This is a genomic window from Pseudomonas sp. PDM04 (genome assembly GCF_014851765.1).
Taxonomy (GTDB): Bacteria; Pseudomonadota; Gammaproteobacteria; order Pseudomonadales; family Pseudomonadaceae; genus Aquipseudomonas.
Genome location: NZ_JACVAI010000003.1, coordinates 104545 through 121452 on the forward strand (window position 1 = coordinate 104545; position 16908 = coordinate 121452).

17 protein-coding genes, 1 other RNA gene and 1 pseudogene are annotated in these 16908 nt (G+C 60.1%); 11 read left to right on the forward strand and 8 right to left on the reverse strand.

Annotated elements, in window-relative coordinates; all coding sequences use genetic code 11:
* Positions 1-64 precede the first annotated feature (64 nt).
* On the forward strand, positions 65-1159 hold the full coding sequence (zapE, locus tag IB249_RS12505) for a cell division protein ZapE (protein ID WP_192305076.1): 1095 nt from the start codon (positions 65-67) through the stop codon (positions 1157-1159).
* A 113-nt stretch (positions 1160-1272) separates the two neighbouring features.
* Here zapE and IB249_RS12510 read toward each other — a convergent pair whose 3' ends face one another.
* The 3 genes and pseudogenes from IB249_RS12510 to IB249_RS12520 form a co-directional block, all read right to left on the reverse strand.
* A complete protein-coding gene (locus tag IB249_RS12510; RefSeq protein ID WP_192305077.1) occupies positions 1273-2466 on the reverse strand; it encodes a hypothetical protein in 1194 nt (397 codons plus the stop codon).
* 12 nt (positions 2467-2478) lie between these two features.
* A pseudogene (locus tag IB249_RS12515) lies at positions 2479-2736 on the reverse strand (nitrilase-related carbon-nitrogen hydrolase); the annotation flags it as partial.
* Positions 2737-3036: 300 nt separating this feature from the next.
* On the reverse strand, positions 3037-3933 hold the full coding sequence (locus IB249_RS12520; protein ID WP_192306380.1) for a GlxA family transcriptional regulator: 897 nt from the start codon (positions 3931-3933) through the stop codon (positions 3037-3039).
* A gap of 242 nt (positions 3934-4175) precedes the next feature.
* On the opposite strand from IB249_RS12520, the gene IB249_RS12525 reads away from it, so the two are divergent.
* Positions 4176-5312 carry an acyl-CoA dehydrogenase family protein gene (locus IB249_RS12525; RefSeq protein WP_192305079.1) on the forward strand — a complete coding sequence of 379 codons (1137 nt, stop codon included), beginning with the start codon at positions 4176-4178 and terminating at the stop codon, positions 5310-5312.
* Positions 5313-5444: 132 nt separating this feature from the next.
* Here the strand turns inward: IB249_RS12525 and IB249_RS12530 are convergent, their stop codons facing one another.
* A complete protein-coding gene (locus IB249_RS12530; RefSeq protein ID WP_192305080.1) occupies positions 5445-6485 on the reverse strand; it encodes an NADP(H)-dependent aldo-keto reductase in 1041 nt (346 codons plus the stop codon).
* Between the two features lie 245 nt (positions 6486-6730).
* On the opposite strand from IB249_RS12530, the gene rplM reads away from it, so the two are divergent.
* The 7 genes from rplM (at position 6731) to IB249_RS12565 (ending at position 11621) form a co-directional block, all read left to right on the forward strand.
* Entirely contained in the window at positions 6731-7159 is a 429-nt protein-coding gene (gene rplM / locus IB249_RS12535; RefSeq protein ID WP_003228062.1) for a 50S ribosomal protein L13, read from the forward strand.
* A 14-nt stretch (positions 7160-7173) separates the two neighbouring features.
* Complete coding sequence (rpsI, locus tag IB249_RS12540) at positions 7174-7566, forward strand: 30S ribosomal protein S9 (protein ID WP_192305081.1); 393 nt, start codon at positions 7174-7176, stop codon at positions 7564-7566.
* Positions 7567-7832: 266 nt separating this feature from the next.
* Positions 7833-8426: a ubiquinol-cytochrome c reductase iron-sulfur subunit gene (gene petA, locus IB249_RS12545; RefSeq protein WP_192305082.1), complete on the forward strand. Its 594-nt coding sequence runs from the start codon at positions 7833-7835 to the stop codon at positions 8424-8426.
* Positions 8426-9637: a cytochrome b gene (locus tag IB249_RS12550; protein WP_192305083.1), complete on the forward strand. Its 1212-nt coding sequence runs from the start codon at positions 8426-8428 to the stop codon at positions 9635-9637. The genes petA and IB249_RS12550 overlap by 1 nt, the downstream gene beginning before the upstream one ends.
* Entirely contained in the window at positions 9637-10419 is a 783-nt protein-coding gene (locus IB249_RS12555; RefSeq protein ID WP_192305085.1) for a cytochrome c1, read from the forward strand. Before IB249_RS12550 ends, IB249_RS12555 begins: the two co-directional genes overlap by 1 nt.
* 151 nt (positions 10420-10570) lie before the next feature.
* The gene (locus IB249_RS12560) at positions 10571-11188 is read left to right on the forward strand and encodes a glutathione S-transferase N-terminal domain-containing protein (RefSeq protein ID WP_007905304.1); all 618 of its coding nucleotides are present in this window, start codon (positions 10571-10573) and stop codon (positions 11186-11188) included.
* 16 nt (positions 11189-11204) lie between these two features.
* Positions 11205-11621, forward strand: coding sequence for a ClpXP protease specificity-enhancing factor (locus IB249_RS12565; protein WP_192305087.1), 417 nt, complete (start codon positions 11205-11207; stop codon positions 11619-11621).
* Positions 11622-11753: 132 nt separating this feature from the next.
* On the opposite strand, the gene IB249_RS12570 is transcribed toward IB249_RS12565, so the two are convergent.
* From IB249_RS12570 to IB249_RS12585, 4 genes are all read right to left on the reverse strand, one after another.
* Positions 11754-12332, reverse strand: a complete 579-nt coding sequence (locus tag IB249_RS12570; protein ID WP_192305089.1) for a BON domain-containing protein — start codon at positions 12330-12332, stop codon at positions 11754-11756.
* Positions 12329-12922, reverse strand: a complete 594-nt coding sequence (locus IB249_RS12575; RefSeq protein WP_008025961.1) for a phosphoheptose isomerase — start codon at positions 12920-12922, stop codon at positions 12329-12331. Before IB249_RS12575 ends, IB249_RS12570 begins: the two co-directional genes overlap by 4 nt.
* A gap of 104 nt (positions 12923-13026) precedes the next feature.
* Positions 13027-13389 (reverse strand): YraN family protein, encoded by a 363-nt coding sequence (locus tag IB249_RS12580; protein WP_192305091.1) that lies wholly within the window; start codon positions 13387-13389, stop codon positions 13027-13029.
* The gene (locus IB249_RS12585) at positions 13389-15200 is read right to left on the reverse strand and encodes a penicillin-binding protein activator (RefSeq protein ID WP_192305093.1); all 1812 of its coding nucleotides are present in this window, start codon (positions 15198-15200) and stop codon (positions 13389-13391) included. Before IB249_RS12585 ends, IB249_RS12580 begins: the two co-directional genes overlap by 1 nt.
* A 175-nt stretch (positions 15201-15375) precedes the next feature.
* Between IB249_RS12585 and rsmI the strand changes: the two genes are divergently transcribed.
* Both rsmI and rnpB read left to right on the forward strand, forming a co-directional pair.
* Positions 15376-16281 (forward strand): 16S rRNA (cytidine(1402)-2'-O)-methyltransferase, encoded by a 906-nt coding sequence (gene rsmI / locus IB249_RS12590; RefSeq protein ID WP_192305095.1) that lies wholly within the window; start codon positions 15376-15378, stop codon positions 16279-16281.
* A gap of 75 nt (positions 16282-16356) precedes the next feature.
* Positions 16357-16710, forward strand: an RNA gene (gene rnpB, locus IB249_RS12595) — RNase P RNA component class A.
* The last annotated feature ends 198 nt before the right edge of the window (positions 16711-16908 follow it).

The window sequence follows — 16908 nt, forward strand, 5'->3', positions numbered from 1 at the left end:
GATTGCCATTCCTCTGGGCCGTCGCTACAGTGACGGCCCGTTTTTGTTGCCTTGCTAACGAATTATGACGCCCCTAGAACGATACCAAGCTGATCTGAAACGCCCGGAATTCTTCCATGACGCCGCGCAGGAAACGGCTGTGCGTCATTTGCAGCGCCTGTACGACGACCTGATCGCGGCCGATCAGAACAAGCCGGGCCTGCTGGGCAAACTGTTTGGCAAGAAGGATCAGACCCCGGTCAAGGGCCTGTACTTCTGGGGCGGCGTAGGGCGCGGCAAGACCTATCTGGTCGACACATTCTTTGAAGCGCTGCCGTTCAAGGAAAAGACCCGCACGCACTTCCACCGCTTCATGAAGCGCGTGCACGAAGAAATGAAAACCCTCGGCGGCGAGAAGAACCCGCTGACCATCATCGCCAAGCGTTTTGCCGCCGAATCGCGGGTGATCTGCTTCGATGAATTCTTCGTGTCCGACATCACCGACGCGATGATCCTCGGCACGCTGATGGAAGAGCTGTTCAAGAACGGTGTGACCCTGGTCGCCACGTCGAACATCGTGCCGGACGGCCTGTACAAGGACGGCCTGCAACGTGCGCGTTTCCTGCCAGCCATCGCGCTGATCAAGCAGAACACCGAGATCGTCAACGTCGACAGCGGCGTCGATTATCGTCTGCGTCACCTCGAACAGGCGGAGCTGTTTCACTTCCCGCTGGACGAGGCGTCCCAGGAAAGCCTGCGCAAGAGCTTCCGCGCCCTGACGCCGGAATGCACGGCGGCGGTCGAGAACGATGTGCTGATCATCGAGAACCGCGAGATCCGCGCCTTGCGCACCTGCGACGACGTGGCCTGGTTCGACTTCCGCGAACTGTGCGACGGCCCGCGCAGCCAGAACGACTACATCGAGCTGGGCAAGATTTTCCACGCGGTACTGCTCAGCGGCGTTGAACAGATGAGCGTCACCACCGACGACATCGCCCGCCGCTTCATCAACATGGTCGACGAGTTCTACGACCGTAACGTCAAGTTGATCATTTCCGCAGAGGTCGAACTCAAGGATCTCTACACCGGCGGTCGTTTGAACTTCGAATTCCAGCGCACCCTCAGCCGCCTGCTGGAAATGCAATCCCACGAATTCCTGTCCCGGGCGCACAAGCCCTAGGCAGACTCGCGAACGGCGTCCTCCACCATCAGGCCCACGGGGCCGACGATGGCGGAGGAAAACGCCTGCAACGCCCGACAACCATCGAGCGCTGGCGCTGCCGCCGGGTGGACTCAATGGGTGATCAGAAAGCCGATAAACGGAATGATCAGCAGCGTACTGATGGCCATGGACAGCACATTGCCGATGAAGCCATGCATGTCGGCCGGCAGCCGTCTGGCCAGTTCACAGGCCAGGGGTGGGGCAATCAAGGCCCCCAGCAGTGCGCTCATGACGATCACCTGCCAACTGCCGCCATACGTCAGCAGTGCTGCCGGCACGACTGAAACCAACGGAATGTAGGTGGGGTACCAGCCATGCACCATCCAGTGGCGACGCCAGATCACGATGCCCAGGGCTGAGGTCAACGCCTGGGCGCCGATCAGTTGTGGCAGCAACAGCGAACCGTAGACCGGACTCGCCGGATTCAGGGTGAACGCCAGCAGCGCACCGAGGATCAGGCCGAGACTGGCCCACTCGTTGCCATAGAACGGCGCTTCCGAAAAGTCCGCGAGGATTCGGCGCAGGCTCCAGATCACGCCGTAGTCGGGCGTTTCGCGGGTGGCGGGTTCGACAGGCGGCTCCACGGGTTTCACCGGGTTCACCAGACCCGGTCGATAGCGACAGAGCAGGAAGGCCAGGACGCTGGCAAGCGCCATGCCCGAGACATTGCCAATCACCACCGGCAACCCCAGCGGATTGCACACGTAATTGACCATCAGCAGGCACGCCGGCGTCACCAGCACGGCGCCCATGATTGCGCCGTTGATCGTGACCTTCCAGCCGCCACCGAACATCAGCACCATCGCCGCAGGCAGTGAAACGAACGCGACAAACGTGGGTTGCCAACTGGCGGCGGTCACCGTCCAGCCCCAGAGCAGATTGCTCAGCAGCAGCCCGAGCAACGAACTGGTCACCAGCCACGGCCACAAGCCGCTGCCGTAGCAGATGGCAAAGCCTTGCCAGCGCTGCCGTGTGCGGTTTGCCCAATAGGCCAGGTATGCGCCGGCCAGCAGGCCAATGGAAGCGAATTCGTGCTTGTAGAACGCCACTTCACTGATATCGCCAAGCACCCAGCGCAGCCAGGCCCGCGGATCGGGAAGGGCCGTCAGCAGATCGTGGTAACCCGGCCAGGGGGCCGACCAGTGCGTGCGGTAGGTGAGTGACAGCCAGAGCACCAGCAGTGCGGTGCCGATCATCAGCAGGATGACTGCCGTGTCCAACAGCGATCGTTGGCCCGGGCGATTTTTCTCGGTCGAGGAGTGCATGAGTCAGGCCTCCTGTCGGGCGAAGTCGATCCAGAGTCGCACGCTGGGCCCGTCGGGCACGCCTTCGGAGTGCGCAAATGCATCCTGTCGGTTGTTGAAAAAATAGCCCGTGCTGCTCAGCTCCGGCAAGACGATGAGGTTGGCGCCGCCCTTGACCGCTTCCTCGGCCAATTCCAGGCTGCGATGCAAATTGTCCTGCCGATTCTCGACGCCGACCTGCGGACTGAATTGCACGACTGCGACACGAACAGGGCTCGTTGGCTCGCTCATTCCGATGACCTCTTTTTATTGTTATTCACGTTGTTTAACCGCGTGTTTATTAGGTGTTGAAACGACGAGGGAGGAACAGTCAGCGGATTCCGGGCAGGTTGTAGTCCTTGTCCGAATATGTACGAAGTATTTCGAGCAGGCTGTGCAGGGAGGGTGTACGACAGAGCCCATGCATTGGGTGCACAGGCTCTGGAATGGAGGTGTCAGTTTTCAAGCCGGTAGTGCGGGAGGTCGCTCAGGGTGAAGTCACCGTTGAAGCTCGCTGCGGTCTTGTTGCAGGTATGGATCACCGCATTTCGTTCACGCCGCCTGCTGGAACTGCTGGCGATACTGGTTCGGCGACAACTCCGTGTGCTGGCGGAACAGGCGGGCGAAGAAGCTCGCGTCGTCGTAGCCCACTTCATAGCTGATGGTCTTGATGCTTTTGCGGCTGCCGGACAACAGGCCCTTGGCGGTTTCGATGCGCAGTCGCTGCAGGTAGTGCAGCGGTTTGTCACCGGTGGCCGTCTGGAATCGGCGCATGAAGTTGCGAATGCTCATGCCGTGCTCGCGCGCGACGTCTTCGAAGCGGAACTTGTCGGCAAAATGTTCTTCGAGCCAGTGCTGGATCTGCAGGATGATCACATCCTGGTGCAGCTTCTGTCCGCCGAAACCGATACGCCCCGGCGAATAGCTGCGCTGCACTTCGTAGAGGATGTCGCGGGCCACGGCCTGGGCGACGTTGGCGCCGCAAAAGCGCTCGATCAGGTAAATGTAGAGGTCGCATGCCGAAGTGGTGCCGCCTGCGCAATACAGGTTGTCGGCGTCGGTCAGGTGTTTGTCCTGATTGAGATGGACCCGGGGGAAGCGTTCGGCGAAGGCGTTGAAGAAGCGCCAGTAGGTGGTCGCTTCCTTGCCGTTGAGCAACCCCGCTTCGGCCAGCCAGAACACCCCGGTGGCTTCGCCGCACAGGACCGCGCCGCGAGCATGCTGCTGGCGCAGCCATGGCAGTACCTGGGGATAACGTTGGCACAGGGTTTCGAAATCGTCCCAGAACGCCGGGAGGATGATCACATCGGCATCTTCCAGGCCGCCGTCCACGGGCATGATCACATCGCTGAAGCTGTTGACCGGTTTGCCATCGGGGCTGACCAGGCGCGTTTCGAACGCCGGTGTCAGGCCCAGACCCAGTTGTTTGCCGTAGCGCAGGCTGGCCAGGTGGAAGAAATCCTTGGCCTGCATGAGGGTGGAAGCGAAAACCCGGTCGATGGCCAGGATGCTGACGCGCCGCAAGGGCGTGGAGGCTTGGTTAGACATAATTCAACTTTATTCTTATAGGGGAAAGTGGTCACCAGACGGCTGGATCGTCTTATTTTTTGTCGGATGTGTCCAGTGTCCTGTATCGGTCGCGCCCCTTAGTCTCTGAAGACCAACCCTCTAACAAGAACGACAGGTGCCGCATGATCCCCAGAACCTTGTTCAGTCCCGAGCACGAACTTTTTCGCGACAGCGTGCGCACGTTTCTCGAAAAAGAGGCCGTGCCGTTCCACGCACAATGGGAAAAACAAGGCTATATCGACCGCCAGCTCTGGAACAAGGCGGGGGAGGCGGGAATGCTCTGTTCGCACCTGCCGGAAACCTACGGCGGACTGGGCGCGGACTTTCTCTACAGCGCGGTGGTGATCGAGGAGGTGGGTCGCCTCGGCCTGACCGGCATCGGTTTTTCCCTGCATTCGGATATCGTCGCGCCATACATCCTGCATTACGGCAGTGAAGCGCTGAAGCACAAGTACCTGCCCAAACTGGTGTCCGGGGAAATGGTCAGCGCGATTGCCATGACCGAGCCCGGCGCCGGTTCCGACCTGCAGGGGGTCAAGACCACCGCCGTGCTCGATGGCGACGAATACGTGATCAACGGCTCCAAGACGTTCATCACCAACGGCTACCTGGCGGACCTGGTGATTGTCGTGGCCAAGACCGACCCGAAGGCGGGCGCGAAGGGCACCAGCCTGTTCCTGGTCGAAGCCGACACACCGGGCTTCGACAAGGGCAAGCGTCTGGAAAAAGTCGGGATGAAGGCGCAGGACACCTCGGAGCTGTTCTTCCAGGACGTGCGCGTGCCCAGGGAAAACCTCCTGGGGCAGGCCGGGATGGGCTTTGCCTACCTGATGCAGGAGTTGCCCCAGGAGCGCCTGACCGTGGCGATCGGTGGCCTGGCCTCGGCCGAGGCGGCGTTGCAATGGACGCTGGATTACACCCGCGAGCGCAAGGCGTTCGGCAAGTCGATTGCCGAGTTCCAGAACACCCGGTTCAAACTGGCGGAGATGGCCACCGAAATCCAGATCGGCCGGGTCTTCGTCGATCGCTGCCTGGAGCTGCACTTGCAGGGCAAGCTCGACGTGCCAACTGCAGCGATGGCCAAGTACTGGGGAACCGACCTGCAATGCAAGGTGCTCGACGAATGCGTGCAGTTGCACGGCGGCTACGGCTTCATGTGGGAATACCCGATCGCCCGGGCCTGGGCCGATGCGCGGGTACAGCGGATTTATGCCGGCACCAATGAAATCATGAAGGAGATCATTGCGCGGGCGCTTTGATCGGCGTTTGACCGCTGTGGCCCCATCGCGAGCAGGCTCGCTCCCACAAGGGGTCTGAGTGTTAGCACAATATGTGTCCACACCCAGAACTGTGTGGGAGCGAGCCTGCTCGCGATAGGGCCTGACGATCCATCAAGGCGCCGGGTTCGGGTGATCCTGGTGAATCGCCTCGATCCCCGCCAGGACTTCATCCGACAGCTTCAGGTCGAAACTGGCAATGTTGCTGTCCAGTTGCTCCAGGGTGGTTGCGCCGATGATGTTGCTGGTCACGAACGGTTGCTGGGTCACGAAGGCCAGGGCCATTTGCGCCGGGTCCAGGCCGTGTTCACGGGCCAATGCCACGTAACGGCTGCACGCCGCTTCGGACTGCGGATTGAAATAGCGGCTGAAGCGGCTGTAGAGGCTCAGGCGACCTTTCGGCGGACGGGCGCCCCCTTCGTACTTGCCCGACAGGAAGCCGAACGCCAGCGGCGAGTAGGCGAGCAGGCCACACTGTTCGCGGATGGCGATTTCCGCCAGGCCCACTTCGAAGCTGCGGTTGAGCAGGTTGTACGGGTTCTGGATCGACACGGCGCGCGGCCAGCCCCGGGCTTCGGCCAGTGCGAGGAAGCGCATGGTGCCCCACGGCGTTTCGTTGGACAGGCCGATGTGGCGGATCTTGCCGGCTTTGACCTGTTCGTCCAGCGCTTCGAGGGTGTCCTCCAGTGGCGTCAGGTTGGCTTCGATCTTGTGCTTGTAGCCGAGCTGGCCGAAGAAGTTGGTGCTGCGTTCCGGCCAGTGCAATTGATAGAGATCGATGTAATCGGTCTGCAGGCGCTCGAGGCTTGCGTCCACGGCTTCGGTGATGTGCTGGCGGTTGTGCCGCAGGTTTTTGTCGCGGATGTAGTCGATGGTGTTGCCGGGGCCGGCGATCTTGCTCGCCAGGATCCAGTCGGCGCGATCACCACGGCGCTTGAAGTAGTTGCCGATGTAGCGCTCGGTGGTGGCGTAGGTCTCGGCCTTGGGTGGCACCGGATACATCTCGGCGGTGTCGATGAAGTTGATCCCGGCGCTCTTGGCGCGCTCGATCTGGGCAAAGGCTTCGGCTTCGCTGTTTTGCTCGCCCCAGGTCATGGTGCCGAGGCAGAGGGCGCTCACGTTCAGATCGGTACGGCCTAGCTGGCGATAGTCCATCAGGTGCTCCTTGGGCAAAACAATCATAAAAGCAGGTTGAAATATTTTTCGCAATCTGCATAATTGCGCACCTCTTTCTGCAGTGGAAGTGATGCGCCGCCGCCGAAGAATCTTGCCGTTGAACGGACGCGCCGACCCGAGCCCCCGAAAGCGTCTGTATCCGGCTGCCTTTGACTTGTCAAAGTACGCACTATTCAGTAAGATCCGCCGTCTAATTTACAGGGCGGCCCCTGAGGCTATAAAGAATGAAAACTTTTACTGCTAAACCGGAAACAGTAAAGCGCGACTGGTTTGTCGTCGACGCTGCTGGTCAGACCCTGGGTCGTCTGGCCACCGAAATCGCGAGCCGTCTGCGTGGCAAGCACAAGCCTGAGTACACTCCTCACGTTGACACCGGCGACTACATCGTCGTTATCAATGCCGAGCAGATTCGTGTGACCGGTGCTAAAACCACTGACAAAATGTACTACTCCCACTCCGGTTTCCCGGGCGGCATCAAGTCGATCAACTTTGAAAAGCTGATCGCCAAGGCCCCTGAGCGCGTGATCGAGACCGCGGTCAAAGGCATGCTGCCTAAGAACCCGCTGGGTCGCGACATGTACCGTAAGCTGAAAGTCTATGCGGGCGCTGCACACCCTCATACTGCTCAGCAGCCCCAAGAACTGAAGATTTAACGGAATAGTTCATTATGTCGGCGACTCAAAATTACGGCACTGGCCGTCGCAAGACCGCAACCGCACGCGTTTTCCTGCGTCCGGGCACTGGTAACATCTCCATCAACAACCGTTCGCTGGAAACCTTCTTCGGCCGCGAAACTGCCCGCATGGTAGTTCGTCAGCCGCTGGAGCTGACTGAGACTGTCGAGAAATTCGACATCTACGTCACCGTGATCGGCGGTGGTGTAAGTGGTCAAGCTGGCGCAATCCGCCACGGTATCACTCGCGCTCTGATGGACTACGACGAAACCCTGCGCGGCGCTCTGCGCAAAGCTGGCTTCGTTACTCGCGACGCCCGTGAAGTTGAACGTAAGAAAGTCGGTCTGCGTAAAGCGCGTAAGCGTCCGCAGTACTCGAAGCGTTAATTCGCTTTCACGTTCAAAAAGAACGCCCAGCCCCTCACGGAGCTGGGCGTTTTTTTATGTGTGCGATTTATCAAAGAATTGCTCTGTGACAACGTGCCACATCCGTAGAGCCCCTATACTGCAAGGCTTGGCACTGGAGCCCTTCGGTAATTACCTTGTCAGGATTGGGGCTTTTCATTACCATTCGGCAAAATTTTTATAAGTACATAGTTTTATTTAGTAGATGCCTGATTTAACAGGCCACAAAGCTGATGGGAGAGGACTGAATGAGCAATGACGGCGTGAATGCAGGCCGGCGTCGCTTCTTGGTAGCAGCCACATCCGTGGTGGGTGCTGCAGGAGCGGTGGGGGCTGCGGTCCCGTTCGTGGGGTCATGGTTTCCCAGTGCCAAGGCGAAAGCCGCAGGTGCACCGGTGAAAGTGAATGTCAGCAAAATCGAGCCAGGCCAGCAGATGGTTGCTGAGTGGCGCGGTCAGCCGGTGTTCATCGTCCGCCGTACCGAGGAAATCCTGGGGAATCTGAAAAAGATCGAGGGCCAGCTGTCTGACCCGACCTCCAAGAACTCTGTTCAACCGACATATGTCGATCCGCAAGTGCGTTCGATCAAGCCCGAGATTCTGCTGCTGATCGGCATCTGCACGCACCTGGGTTGCTCGCCAACCTTCCGCCCGGAAGTGGCGCCTGCGGATCTGGGCAAAGACTGGGTAGGGGGTTATTTCTGCCCTTGCCACGGCTCCCACTACGATTTGGCTGGCCGTGTCTACAAGTCGCAACCTGCGCCTTTGAACCTGCCGGTTCCCCCGCATTCCTATGAGTCCGACGAGATCATTGTCGTTGGCGTCGATACGGAGAAAGCGTGATGAGCAAGTTCATGGATTGGGTTGATGCGCGCTTTCCCGCGACCAAAATGTGGGAAGACCATCTCAGCAAGTACTACGCCCCGAAGAACTTCAACTTCTTCTACTTCTTTGGTTCCCTGGCACTGCTCGTTCTGGTCAACCAGATCGTCACCGGTGTGTGGCTGACCATGAGCTACACCCCTTCGGCGGAAGAGGCATTCGCTTCCGTCGAATACATCATGCGCGACGTCGAGTACGGCTCGATCCTGCGCCTGCTGCACTCCACCGGCGCTTCGGCGTTCTTCATCGTGGTCTACCTGCACATGTTCCGTGGCCTGCTCTACGGTTCGTACCAGAAGCCGCGTGAGCTGGTGTGGGTCTTCGGCATGCTGATCTACCTGGCGCTGATGGCGGAAGCCTTCATGGGCTACCTGCTGCCATGGGGTCAGATGTCCTACTGGGGTGCCCAGGTAATCATCTCGCTGTTCGGTGCGATTCCGGTGATCGGCGACGACCTGACCCAGTGGATCCGTGGTGACTACCTGATTTCCGGTATCACCCTGAATCGCTTCTTCGCCCTGCACGTGGTGGCCTTGCCGATCGTGATCCTCGGCCTGGTGGTGCTGCACATCCTGGCGCTGCACGAGGTCGGTTCGAACAACCCGGACGGCGTGGACATCAAGAAACACAAGGACGAAAACGGCGTACCGCTGGACGGCATTCCGTTCCACCCGTACTACACCGTGAAAGATATTGTCGGCGTGGTGGTGTTCCTGTTCGTCTTCTGCTCGATCGTGTTCTTCTTCCCTGAGATGGGTGGTTATTTCCTCGAGAAGCCGAACTTCGAAGTGGCGAACGCGTTCAAGACCCCCGAGCACATTGCTCCGGTCTGGTACTTCACGCCGTTCTACGCGATCTTGCGCGCGGTTCCGGACAAGCTGCTGGGCGTCATCGCCATGGGCGCGGCCATCGCTGTGCTGTTCGTCCTGCCGTGGCTGGACCGTAGTCCGGTCAAGTCGATGCGCTACAAGGGCTGGCTGAGCAAGATCTGGCTCTGGGTGTTCTGCATTTCGTTCGTGATCCTGGGCGTGTTGGGTGTACTGGCGCCCACTCCGGGTCGTACGTTGCTGTCGCAGGTCTGCACCTTCCTGTACTTCGCCTACTTCATTTTGATGCCGTTCTACACCAGGCTCGAGAAGACCAAACCGGTTCCGGAAAGGGTGACTGGCTGATGAAAAAGCTATTTGCTGTACTGATTCTTGCTGCTTTGCCTGTCCTGTCCTTCGCGGCTGAACACGGTGGTCCTGAACTGGAAAAGATCGATATCGACGTTTCCGACAAGGCTGCCATGCAGGATGGCGCACGTACGTTCGCCAACTACTGCATGGGTTGCCACAGCGCCAAGTTCCAGCGCTATGAGCGTGTTGCCGACGATCTGGGCATTCCCCATGACCTGATGCTGTCGAACCTGGTGTTCACGGGCGCCAAGATCGGCGACCACATGAGCATCGGCATGCAGCCGGCCGACGCCAAGACCTGGTTCGGTGCCGCGCCTCCCGACCTGACCCTGGTGGCTCGCGTTCGTGGTACCGACTGGCTTTATGGCTACCTGAAGTCGTTCTACGAAGATCCGGCACGCCCTTGGGGTGTGAACAACAAGGTCTTCCCGAACGTGGGCATGCCGAACGTGCTGGTGGGCCTGCAAGGTCGCCAGGTCGTGGGTTGCAAACAGGTGCAGATCGTCGAGGATGGCAAGAAGCAATACGATCCGCTGACCGGTACCGCGCTGACTCATGAAGCGTGCGATCAGCTGACCATCGTGCCGAAAAGCGGTGCGCTGACCGAAGAGCAGTTCGATGAGAAGGTCAAGAATCTGGTAACCTTCCTCGCTTACTCGGCTAACCCGGTTAAGCTGCAACATCAGCGCATTGGTACGTATGTCTTGCTGTACCTGGCGTTCTTCTTCGTATTCGCTTACCTGCTGAAGCGCGAATACTGGAAAGACGTGCACTGATAACGTTTCAAGCAATTGCTGTTAATCGCGCGCGCCCAAGGGCGCCTCTGAAAGTGTAACGAGCCTGCTCATCCAGGCGTTACGGGAGGCGCCCTCTGGGCGCGCTCGTTTTTCCGCTTCCAATAATTTCAACAAGCGAGGAGGACCGCCAATGGGCGTGACCAATCGGTTGGCCTGTTACTCCGACCCCGCCGACCACTATTCCCACCGAGTGCGCATCGTACTGGCAGAGAAGGGTGTCAGCGCCGAGATCATTTACGTGGAAGCTGGCCGCCAGCCGCCTAAACTGATTGAGGTGAACCCTTATGGAAGCCTGCCCACCCTGGTCGATCGCGACCTGGCATTGTGGGAGTCGACGGTGGTGATGGAATATCTGGATGAGCGTTACCCGCACCCGCCCTTGCTGCCGGTTTATCCTGTGGCGCGTGCCAACAGTCGTTTGCTGATTCATCGTATTCAGCGCGACTGGTGTGGCCTGGTGGATCTGATCCTGGATTCCCGGACCAAGGAGGCTGCCCGTGTCGTCGCTCGCAAGGAGCTGCGCGAGAGCCTGACCGGCGTGTCGCCGCTGTTCGCCGACAAGCCGTTTTTCCTCAGTGAGGAACAAAGTCTGGTGGATTGCTGCCTATTGCCAATACTCTGGCGCTTGCCGATTCTGGGTATCGAACTGCCGCGGCCAGCCAAGCCGCTGCTTGATTATATGGAGCGCTCGTTTGCGCGTGAGGCATTCCAGGCGAGTCTGTCTGGTGTCGAACGCGACATGCGCTAAGGCTTAAGGAGCCGCTATGAACTCCAGTCGACCTTATCTGGTCCGCGCGCTCTACGAGTGGATTGTGGACAACGACTGTACCCCGCACATGCTGGTCAACTCCGAGTATCCGTCGGTGCAGGTGCCACAAGGTTTCGCCAGTGATGGACAGATTGTCCTGAACGTATCGCCGGCTGCCGTGCGTCATTTGCACATGGACAACGAAGCGGTCAGCTTCGAAGGGCGCTTCGGTGGTGTGCCGCACACCCTGTACGTGCCTATCGCCTCGATCCTGGGCATTTACGCCCGGGAGAACGGCCAGGGTATGGTGTTCGATCTGGAGTCGCCCATGGAGGACGACGATGAGATCGAGCCGGATGACGATTTGCCGCCACCACCGGACAGCGAGCCACCGCGCCCCAGCGGTCGACCCAGTCTGAAAGTGGTGAAATAAAAAAAGGCGATCCGCGAGGATCGCCTTTTTCATTGCGCCGCTCCCGTGGGAGCGAGCCTGCTCGCGATGGCCGTCAACGACGAAGCGCGGTGCCTGGTACTCCGCAGCGCGCTCGGGTTTCTGCAGGCCTGATCAGTCGATGTATTCGAACAGCTTCACAATCTTCTGCACGCCGGAAACGCCTTGTACCAGGTTGGTCGCCTGGGTCGCTTCCTGGCGGGTCAGCAGGCCCAGCAGGTAGACGATGCCGTTTTCGGTCACCACCTTGATGCGCGAGCCCGGAATGTTCGGGTCGGTGAGCATCTGCGTCTTGATCTTGGAGGTCAGCCAGGTGTCGTTCTGACGCGCCAGGAAACCGGACGGCGGCAGCACCTGGAGTTCGTTGTGGACCTTTTTCACTCGCTGAACAGCAGCGGCAGCCTGCTCGGCCTTGGCTTTCAGGTCTTCGCGCGGGGTTTGCCCGGCGAGCAGCACGATACCGTTGTAGCTGGTGACGACGATGTGCGATCCATTGTCCAGGACGGGATCGGCCTTGGCGACGTTCACGCCGACCTTGGTGTCGATCAGTGAGTCATCGATTTTGCTGCCGAGGGTGCGCGTGCCACGGTCATCTTCAATGGGGGCTTCCCGGCTGGCGTTAACCACCGAGGTGCAGCCGCTGATACCCAGGCACAGGGTCAAGGCCAGAAGGCCCAAGCGATTAGGGGTCATTCTTCACTCCCGAACAGTTGGCTGTCGATCAAATCGCAGAGGCAATGGATCGCCAGCAGGTGGACTTCCTGAATACGTGCGGTGACGTTGGCCGGTACGCGAATTTCGACGTCTTCGGGCAACAGCAGCGACGCCATGCCGCCGCCATCACGTCCCGTCAATGCTACGACAATCATTTCGCGATCATGTGCGGCCTGGATCGCTTGAATTATGTTGGCCGAGTTGCCGCTGGTGGAAATGGCCAGCAACACATCGCCCGGTTGGCCAAGGGCGCGGATCTGTTTGGAGAAAATTTCGTTGTAGCTGTAGTCGTTGGCGATCGAGGTGATCGTCGAGCTGTCGGTGGTCAGGGCGATGGCTGGCAGGCTCGGACGCTCGCGCTCAAAGCGGTTGAGCAGCTCGGACGAGAAGTGCTGGGCATCGCCAGCCGAGCCGCCGTTGCCGCAGGAAAGCATTTTGCCTTCGTTGAGCAGGGCGTTGACCATGACCTGGCTGGCTTGCTCGATGTGCGGTGCAAGTACGTCCATCGCCATTTGCTTGGTGTCGATACTGGCCTGGAAAAGCTGGCGAATTCGGGATTGCATGTCCATCTGTGTGACCTTAATGAGCGCGGCTACTGGGCACATGAATGTGCAGCCCGCAAAGCAAAGAGCAAAAGTGTCGGGTGAAAGTGTCCGGGTCGGGACGCCGGTGATCAGCTGTCGAAGGCATTCTGCAACCAGTTCAACTGATCGTGATTGCTGTCGATGGCAACCACGTCGAAGCGGCAGGGGGAATTGGCCCAACGCGACTCGCGCTGAAGAAAATACTGCGCGGCAAGGATCAGTTTCTGCCGTTTGCGCTCATCGATGCTATCGAGCGCGCCACCCCATTGAGTGTTTTTTCTGTAGCGAACTTCAACAAATACTACTGTATCGCCCTCTAGCATGACCAGATCAAGCTCGCCGCGTTTGCACAACCAGTTCTGCGCCAGCAGGCGCAGACCCTGTCGTTGCAGATGCTCGAGCGCATGGCGCTCGGCATCCTTGCCGCTTTGCTGGCGTGATCCGTCAGGCATCAGCGCGGTGTGTTCGGCAGGCGTTGAACCTGGCCGTTGACGAACTCTGCCCAGGGCAGTTGGCGTACCACGCGCTGGTTCTGCGTCATGCTCAGGCTGCCGGATTGTCCCTCGATCTGGCTGTCCGGCAGTGCCTTGAGTTGCCCCAGGCGCGGTGCCAGGCGATAGGCGTCGACGCCCATCGCATACAGGCGCCCCAGGCTGCCGGCGGCTTGTGGCCATTGCGCGGTCACCTGCTTGCGCAGCGGGTCGTTGGCGTCCAGCAGCCATGGGGTTTCGCAGAAGCGAATGCCGTTCATGTCGTTGTACTGGTTGACGTCGCCGCTGGCACTGAACACGTGGGAGGTGGCGTAGACCGGTACGTCCCCCGCGTACTGGAAGTTCAGGGTCGGTTTGATCTGCTGGGCTTGCTGAGGCGTTGCGGCCAGGAAGATGAACTCGATGTCCTGGCGACGCGAAGGCTGTGCAGCCACTTGCGAGCCCACGGTGCTTTGCAGGCTCTTGGCACGGCCTTCACTCTGGCGCAGCTGGAACATGTCGGCAATTTGCTGGGCCAGTTGTACGGGCTGATCGACCCGTTCGGTGGCCACGATGCTGCCGCCGTTGGCTTGCCAGTCCTGGCTGAACGCTCTGAGGACGCGGTCGCCCCATTCGCCTTTGGGCACCATGATGGCGGCGCGATGCAGACCGTCGGCCCGGGCGCGGCGCGACACTTCACGGGCTTCGTCTTCAGCGGCCAGGCCAAACTGGAACAGCTGCGCCGGGCCTTGGGTGCCTTCGCTGTAGTTCAGCGCCAGGGTGGTGATCGGCAGTTGTGGCCGAGCGCTCAGTTGTTTGACCAGCGGCTTTTCCAGCGGGCCGACCACCAGTTGCACGCCATCGGCCTGCGCCTTGCGGTAGAACTCGTCGAGCGACGTCAGACGCGAGCTGTCATAGAAGGCAATGGCAGGCGGCTTCTGGCCGGCTTGTTGGGCCTGGTAGTGAGCCGCCATGAAACCGTCGCGAAGCGCCTTGCCGACCGAGCCAAGCGGGCCGTCCTGCGGCAGCAGCAGGGCGATCTTGCTCAGGGGCTGGCTGGCCAGTTCCTTGAGGTTGGTCAGCGGTTGCGGCAGTTGGATGGCGGCCGGGTGCTTGGGGTTCTGGGCGCGCCAGTTGTCGATGGCGGCCTGCTGCTGTTCCAGTGTGCCGGCGGTCTTCACCGCCAGCGCCAGGCCCATCCAGCCACCGAGGTCGTCGCTGGTGCCGGGCTGCAATTGGTCGGTCGGCAGCGATGCGATCAGGGTCCAGATCGCTTCGTGATTTTTGCTAGCCGCTTCACCGCTCAGCATCGGCGCGATGAAGATGCGTTCGCGCGCGGCGGCGAGTGTCTGGCCGTCGGCCTCGAGGGCGCGGGCGCGTACGGTGCCGGTGCGAACCTGCTGCTCGACCGGCAGTTCGGCCAGTCGTTGCAGGCTTGGGTGGTTCAGGGCCGTCAGCGCGGCTTTCGGCTGATTGCGCGTCATGGCCAGTTCGGCCGCCAGGGTGTTGGCGAACACCTGCTGGCCCGGCTTGAGTTGCTCGACCGGCACCTGTTGCAGGATTTGCGCGGATTGGCCGGCATTGCCCTGGCGATAAGCCAGGTCGGCGGCACTCAAGCGATACAGCGCGGCTTGTTCCGGTGTTTTACTTTTGGCGGCCTGATCGAGCAGTTGCTCGATGCTGGCATCCGCGGTCCGTGGGATTTCGTCCAGGCTGGAGGACGGCGAGCTGGCGCAAGCCGCCAGCAGCGCAGCGAGGCAGAGGGCAGTGAACAGCCGCAGGCAAGCGATCATGTAGTGTTCCCGATACTCGATCAAATTAGCGTGGAATTGTACCCAAGCACTGGCCGGGGCGCGATGTTACTGGCGTGAATCGATCAATTTAGCTCATGCAGGGGCGGCAGGGCGGCGGCAGACACTGCAAAACCGCCGCCGCTTGCGCCTGTTGAAAGCGTCGCTACGCGTTACAATGGCGGCTTTTACCGATCATGAGGTGTGCGCTTTGACTGTCCCGGGTGCTTTGAATTCCGCTGCCGGCTCGCTTTATGTGGTGGCGACGCCCATCGGCAACCTGGACGACATCAGTGCGCGTGCGCTGAAAATCCTGCGCGAGGTGGCGTTGATCGCTGCCGAAGACACGCGTCATTCCCAGCGACTGATGCAGCATTTCGGCATTCCCACTCCGCTGGCTGCCTGCCACGAGCACAACGAGCGCGATGAAGGTAACCGCTTTATTGCCCGTCTGCTGGCCGGTGATGACGTGGCGCTGATCTCCGACGCCGGAACGCCGCTGATTTCCGACCCTGGCTATCACCTGGTCCGCCAGGCCCGTGCGGCGGGGGTCAAGGTGGTGCCGGTGCCAGGCGCCTGCGCGCTGATCGCAGCGTTGTCGGCGGCGGGCCTGCCGTCGGACCGTTTCATCTTCGAAGGCTTTCTGCCAGCCAAGGCCGTCGGCCGGCGTGTGCGCCTGGAGCAGGTCAGGGAAGAGCCGCGCACATTGATTTTTTACGAGGCGCCGCACCGTATCCTGGAATGCCTGCAGGACATGGAGCAGGTCTTCGGTGGGCAGCGCCCGGCGTTGCTGGCACGGGAGCTGACCAAAACCTTTGAAACCCTCAAGGGGTTGCCGCTGGCCGAATTGCGCGAATTCGTCGAGTCGGACAGCAACCAGCAGCGTGGCGAATGCGTGGTGCTGGTCGCAGGCTGGACAGCCCCCGAGGCCGAGGACGCCGTGAGCAGCGAAGCCATGCGCATTCTCGACCTGCTGCTCGAAGAGATGCCTCTCAAGCGCGCGGCGGCCCTGGCGGCGCAGATTACCGGTGAGCGCAAGAACGTCCTTTACCAGGCCGCACTGGATAAGCAGAAAGGCGAGTGAAACCCGACGTACAGGAGCGCCTGCAGGCGTTTAGCGCTTGTTCTTCGGGCGCTCTGCCGTTAACCTTCGCGGCGGAGAGTCGATCGGACAGTCGCTGCCCTCTATGAAAATTAGGGGGGGGAGGAAAGTCCGGGCTCCATAGGGCGAAGTGCCAGGTAATGCCTGGGAGGCGTGAGCCTACGGAAAGTGCCACAGAAAATAACCGCCTAAGCGCTTCGGCGCCGGTAAGGGTGAAAAGGTGCGGTAAGAGCGCACCGCACGTCTGGCAACAGTTCGTGGCTAGGTAAACCCCACTTGGAGCAAGACCAAATAGGGTCCCAAGGCGTGGCCCGCGCTGGGACCGGGTAGGTTGCTAAAGATGTCCAGTGATGGCCATCGTAGACGAATGACTGTTCAAGACAGAACCCGGCTTACAGATCGACTCTCCACCTTTCCCCTCCCTGTTTTGAAGTATTGGACAGGGCGCTGTAATGGCCATTTCCCTCCTTGTAAATGATTCGCAGAACCTCTCTCGTAATACCGAAAAAATCTTACTCTTAACAAATTACTTTAACTTTCGAATGCAGCTTTCTGTGCTGATTCAATTTATTACCTCGATTCCCCCTCCGGATTCTCGTTACCCCTCCT

Bases quoted from the DNA above. Each gene is read 5' to 3' on its own strand.
- zapE (WP_192305076.1), top strand. From the start codon at position 65: ATGACGCCCCTAGAACGATACCAAGCTGATCTGAAACGCCCGGAATTC.
- IB249_RS12510 (WP_192305077.1), bottom strand. From the start codon at position 2,466: ATGCACTCCTCGACCGAGAAAAATCGCCCGGGCCAACGATCGCTGTTG.
- IB249_RS12525 (WP_192305079.1), top strand. From the start codon at position 4,176: ATGATCCCCAGAACCTTGTTCAGTCCCGAGCACGAACTTTTTCGCGAC.
- IB249_RS12530 (WP_192305080.1), bottom strand. From the start codon at position 6,485: ATGGACTATCGCCAGCTAGGCCGTACCGATCTGAACGTGAGCGCCCTC.
- rplM (WP_003228062.1), top strand. From the start codon at position 6,731: ATGAAAACTTTTACTGCTAAACCGGAAACAGTAAAGCGCGACTGGTTT.
- rpsI (WP_192305081.1), top strand. From the start codon at position 7,174: ATGTCGGCGACTCAAAATTACGGCACTGGCCGTCGCAAGACCGCAACC.
- petA (WP_192305082.1), top strand. From the start codon at position 7,833: ATGAGCAATGACGGCGTGAATGCAGGCCGGCGTCGCTTCTTGGTAGCA.
- IB249_RS12550 (WP_192305083.1), top strand. From the start codon at position 8,426: ATGAGCAAGTTCATGGATTGGGTTGATGCGCGCTTTCCCGCGACCAAA.
- IB249_RS12555 (WP_192305085.1), top strand. From the start codon at position 9,637: ATGAAAAAGCTATTTGCTGTACTGATTCTTGCTGCTTTGCCTGTCCTG.
- IB249_RS12560 (WP_007905304.1), top strand. From the start codon at position 10,571: ATGGGCGTGACCAATCGGTTGGCCTGTTACTCCGACCCCGCCGACCAC.
- IB249_RS12565 (WP_192305087.1), top strand. From the start codon at position 11,205: ATGAACTCCAGTCGACCTTATCTGGTCCGCGCGCTCTACGAGTGGATT.
- IB249_RS12570 (WP_192305089.1), bottom strand. From the start codon at position 12,332: ATGACCCCTAATCGCTTGGGCCTTCTGGCCTTGACCCTGTGCCTGGGT.
- IB249_RS12575 (WP_008025961.1), bottom strand. From the start codon at position 12,922: ATGGACATGCAATCCCGAATTCGCCAGCTTTTCCAGGCCAGTATCGAC.
- IB249_RS12580 (WP_192305091.1), bottom strand. From the start codon at position 13,389: ATGCCTGACGGATCACGCCAGCAAAGCGGCAAGGATGCCGAGCGCCAT.
- IB249_RS12585 (WP_192305093.1), bottom strand. From the start codon at position 15,200: ATGATCGCTTGCCTGCGGCTGTTCACTGCCCTCTGCCTCGCTGCGCTG.
- rsmI (WP_192305095.1), top strand. From the start codon at position 15,376: ATGGCGGCTTTTACCGATCATGAGGTGTGCGCTTTGACTGTCCCGGGT.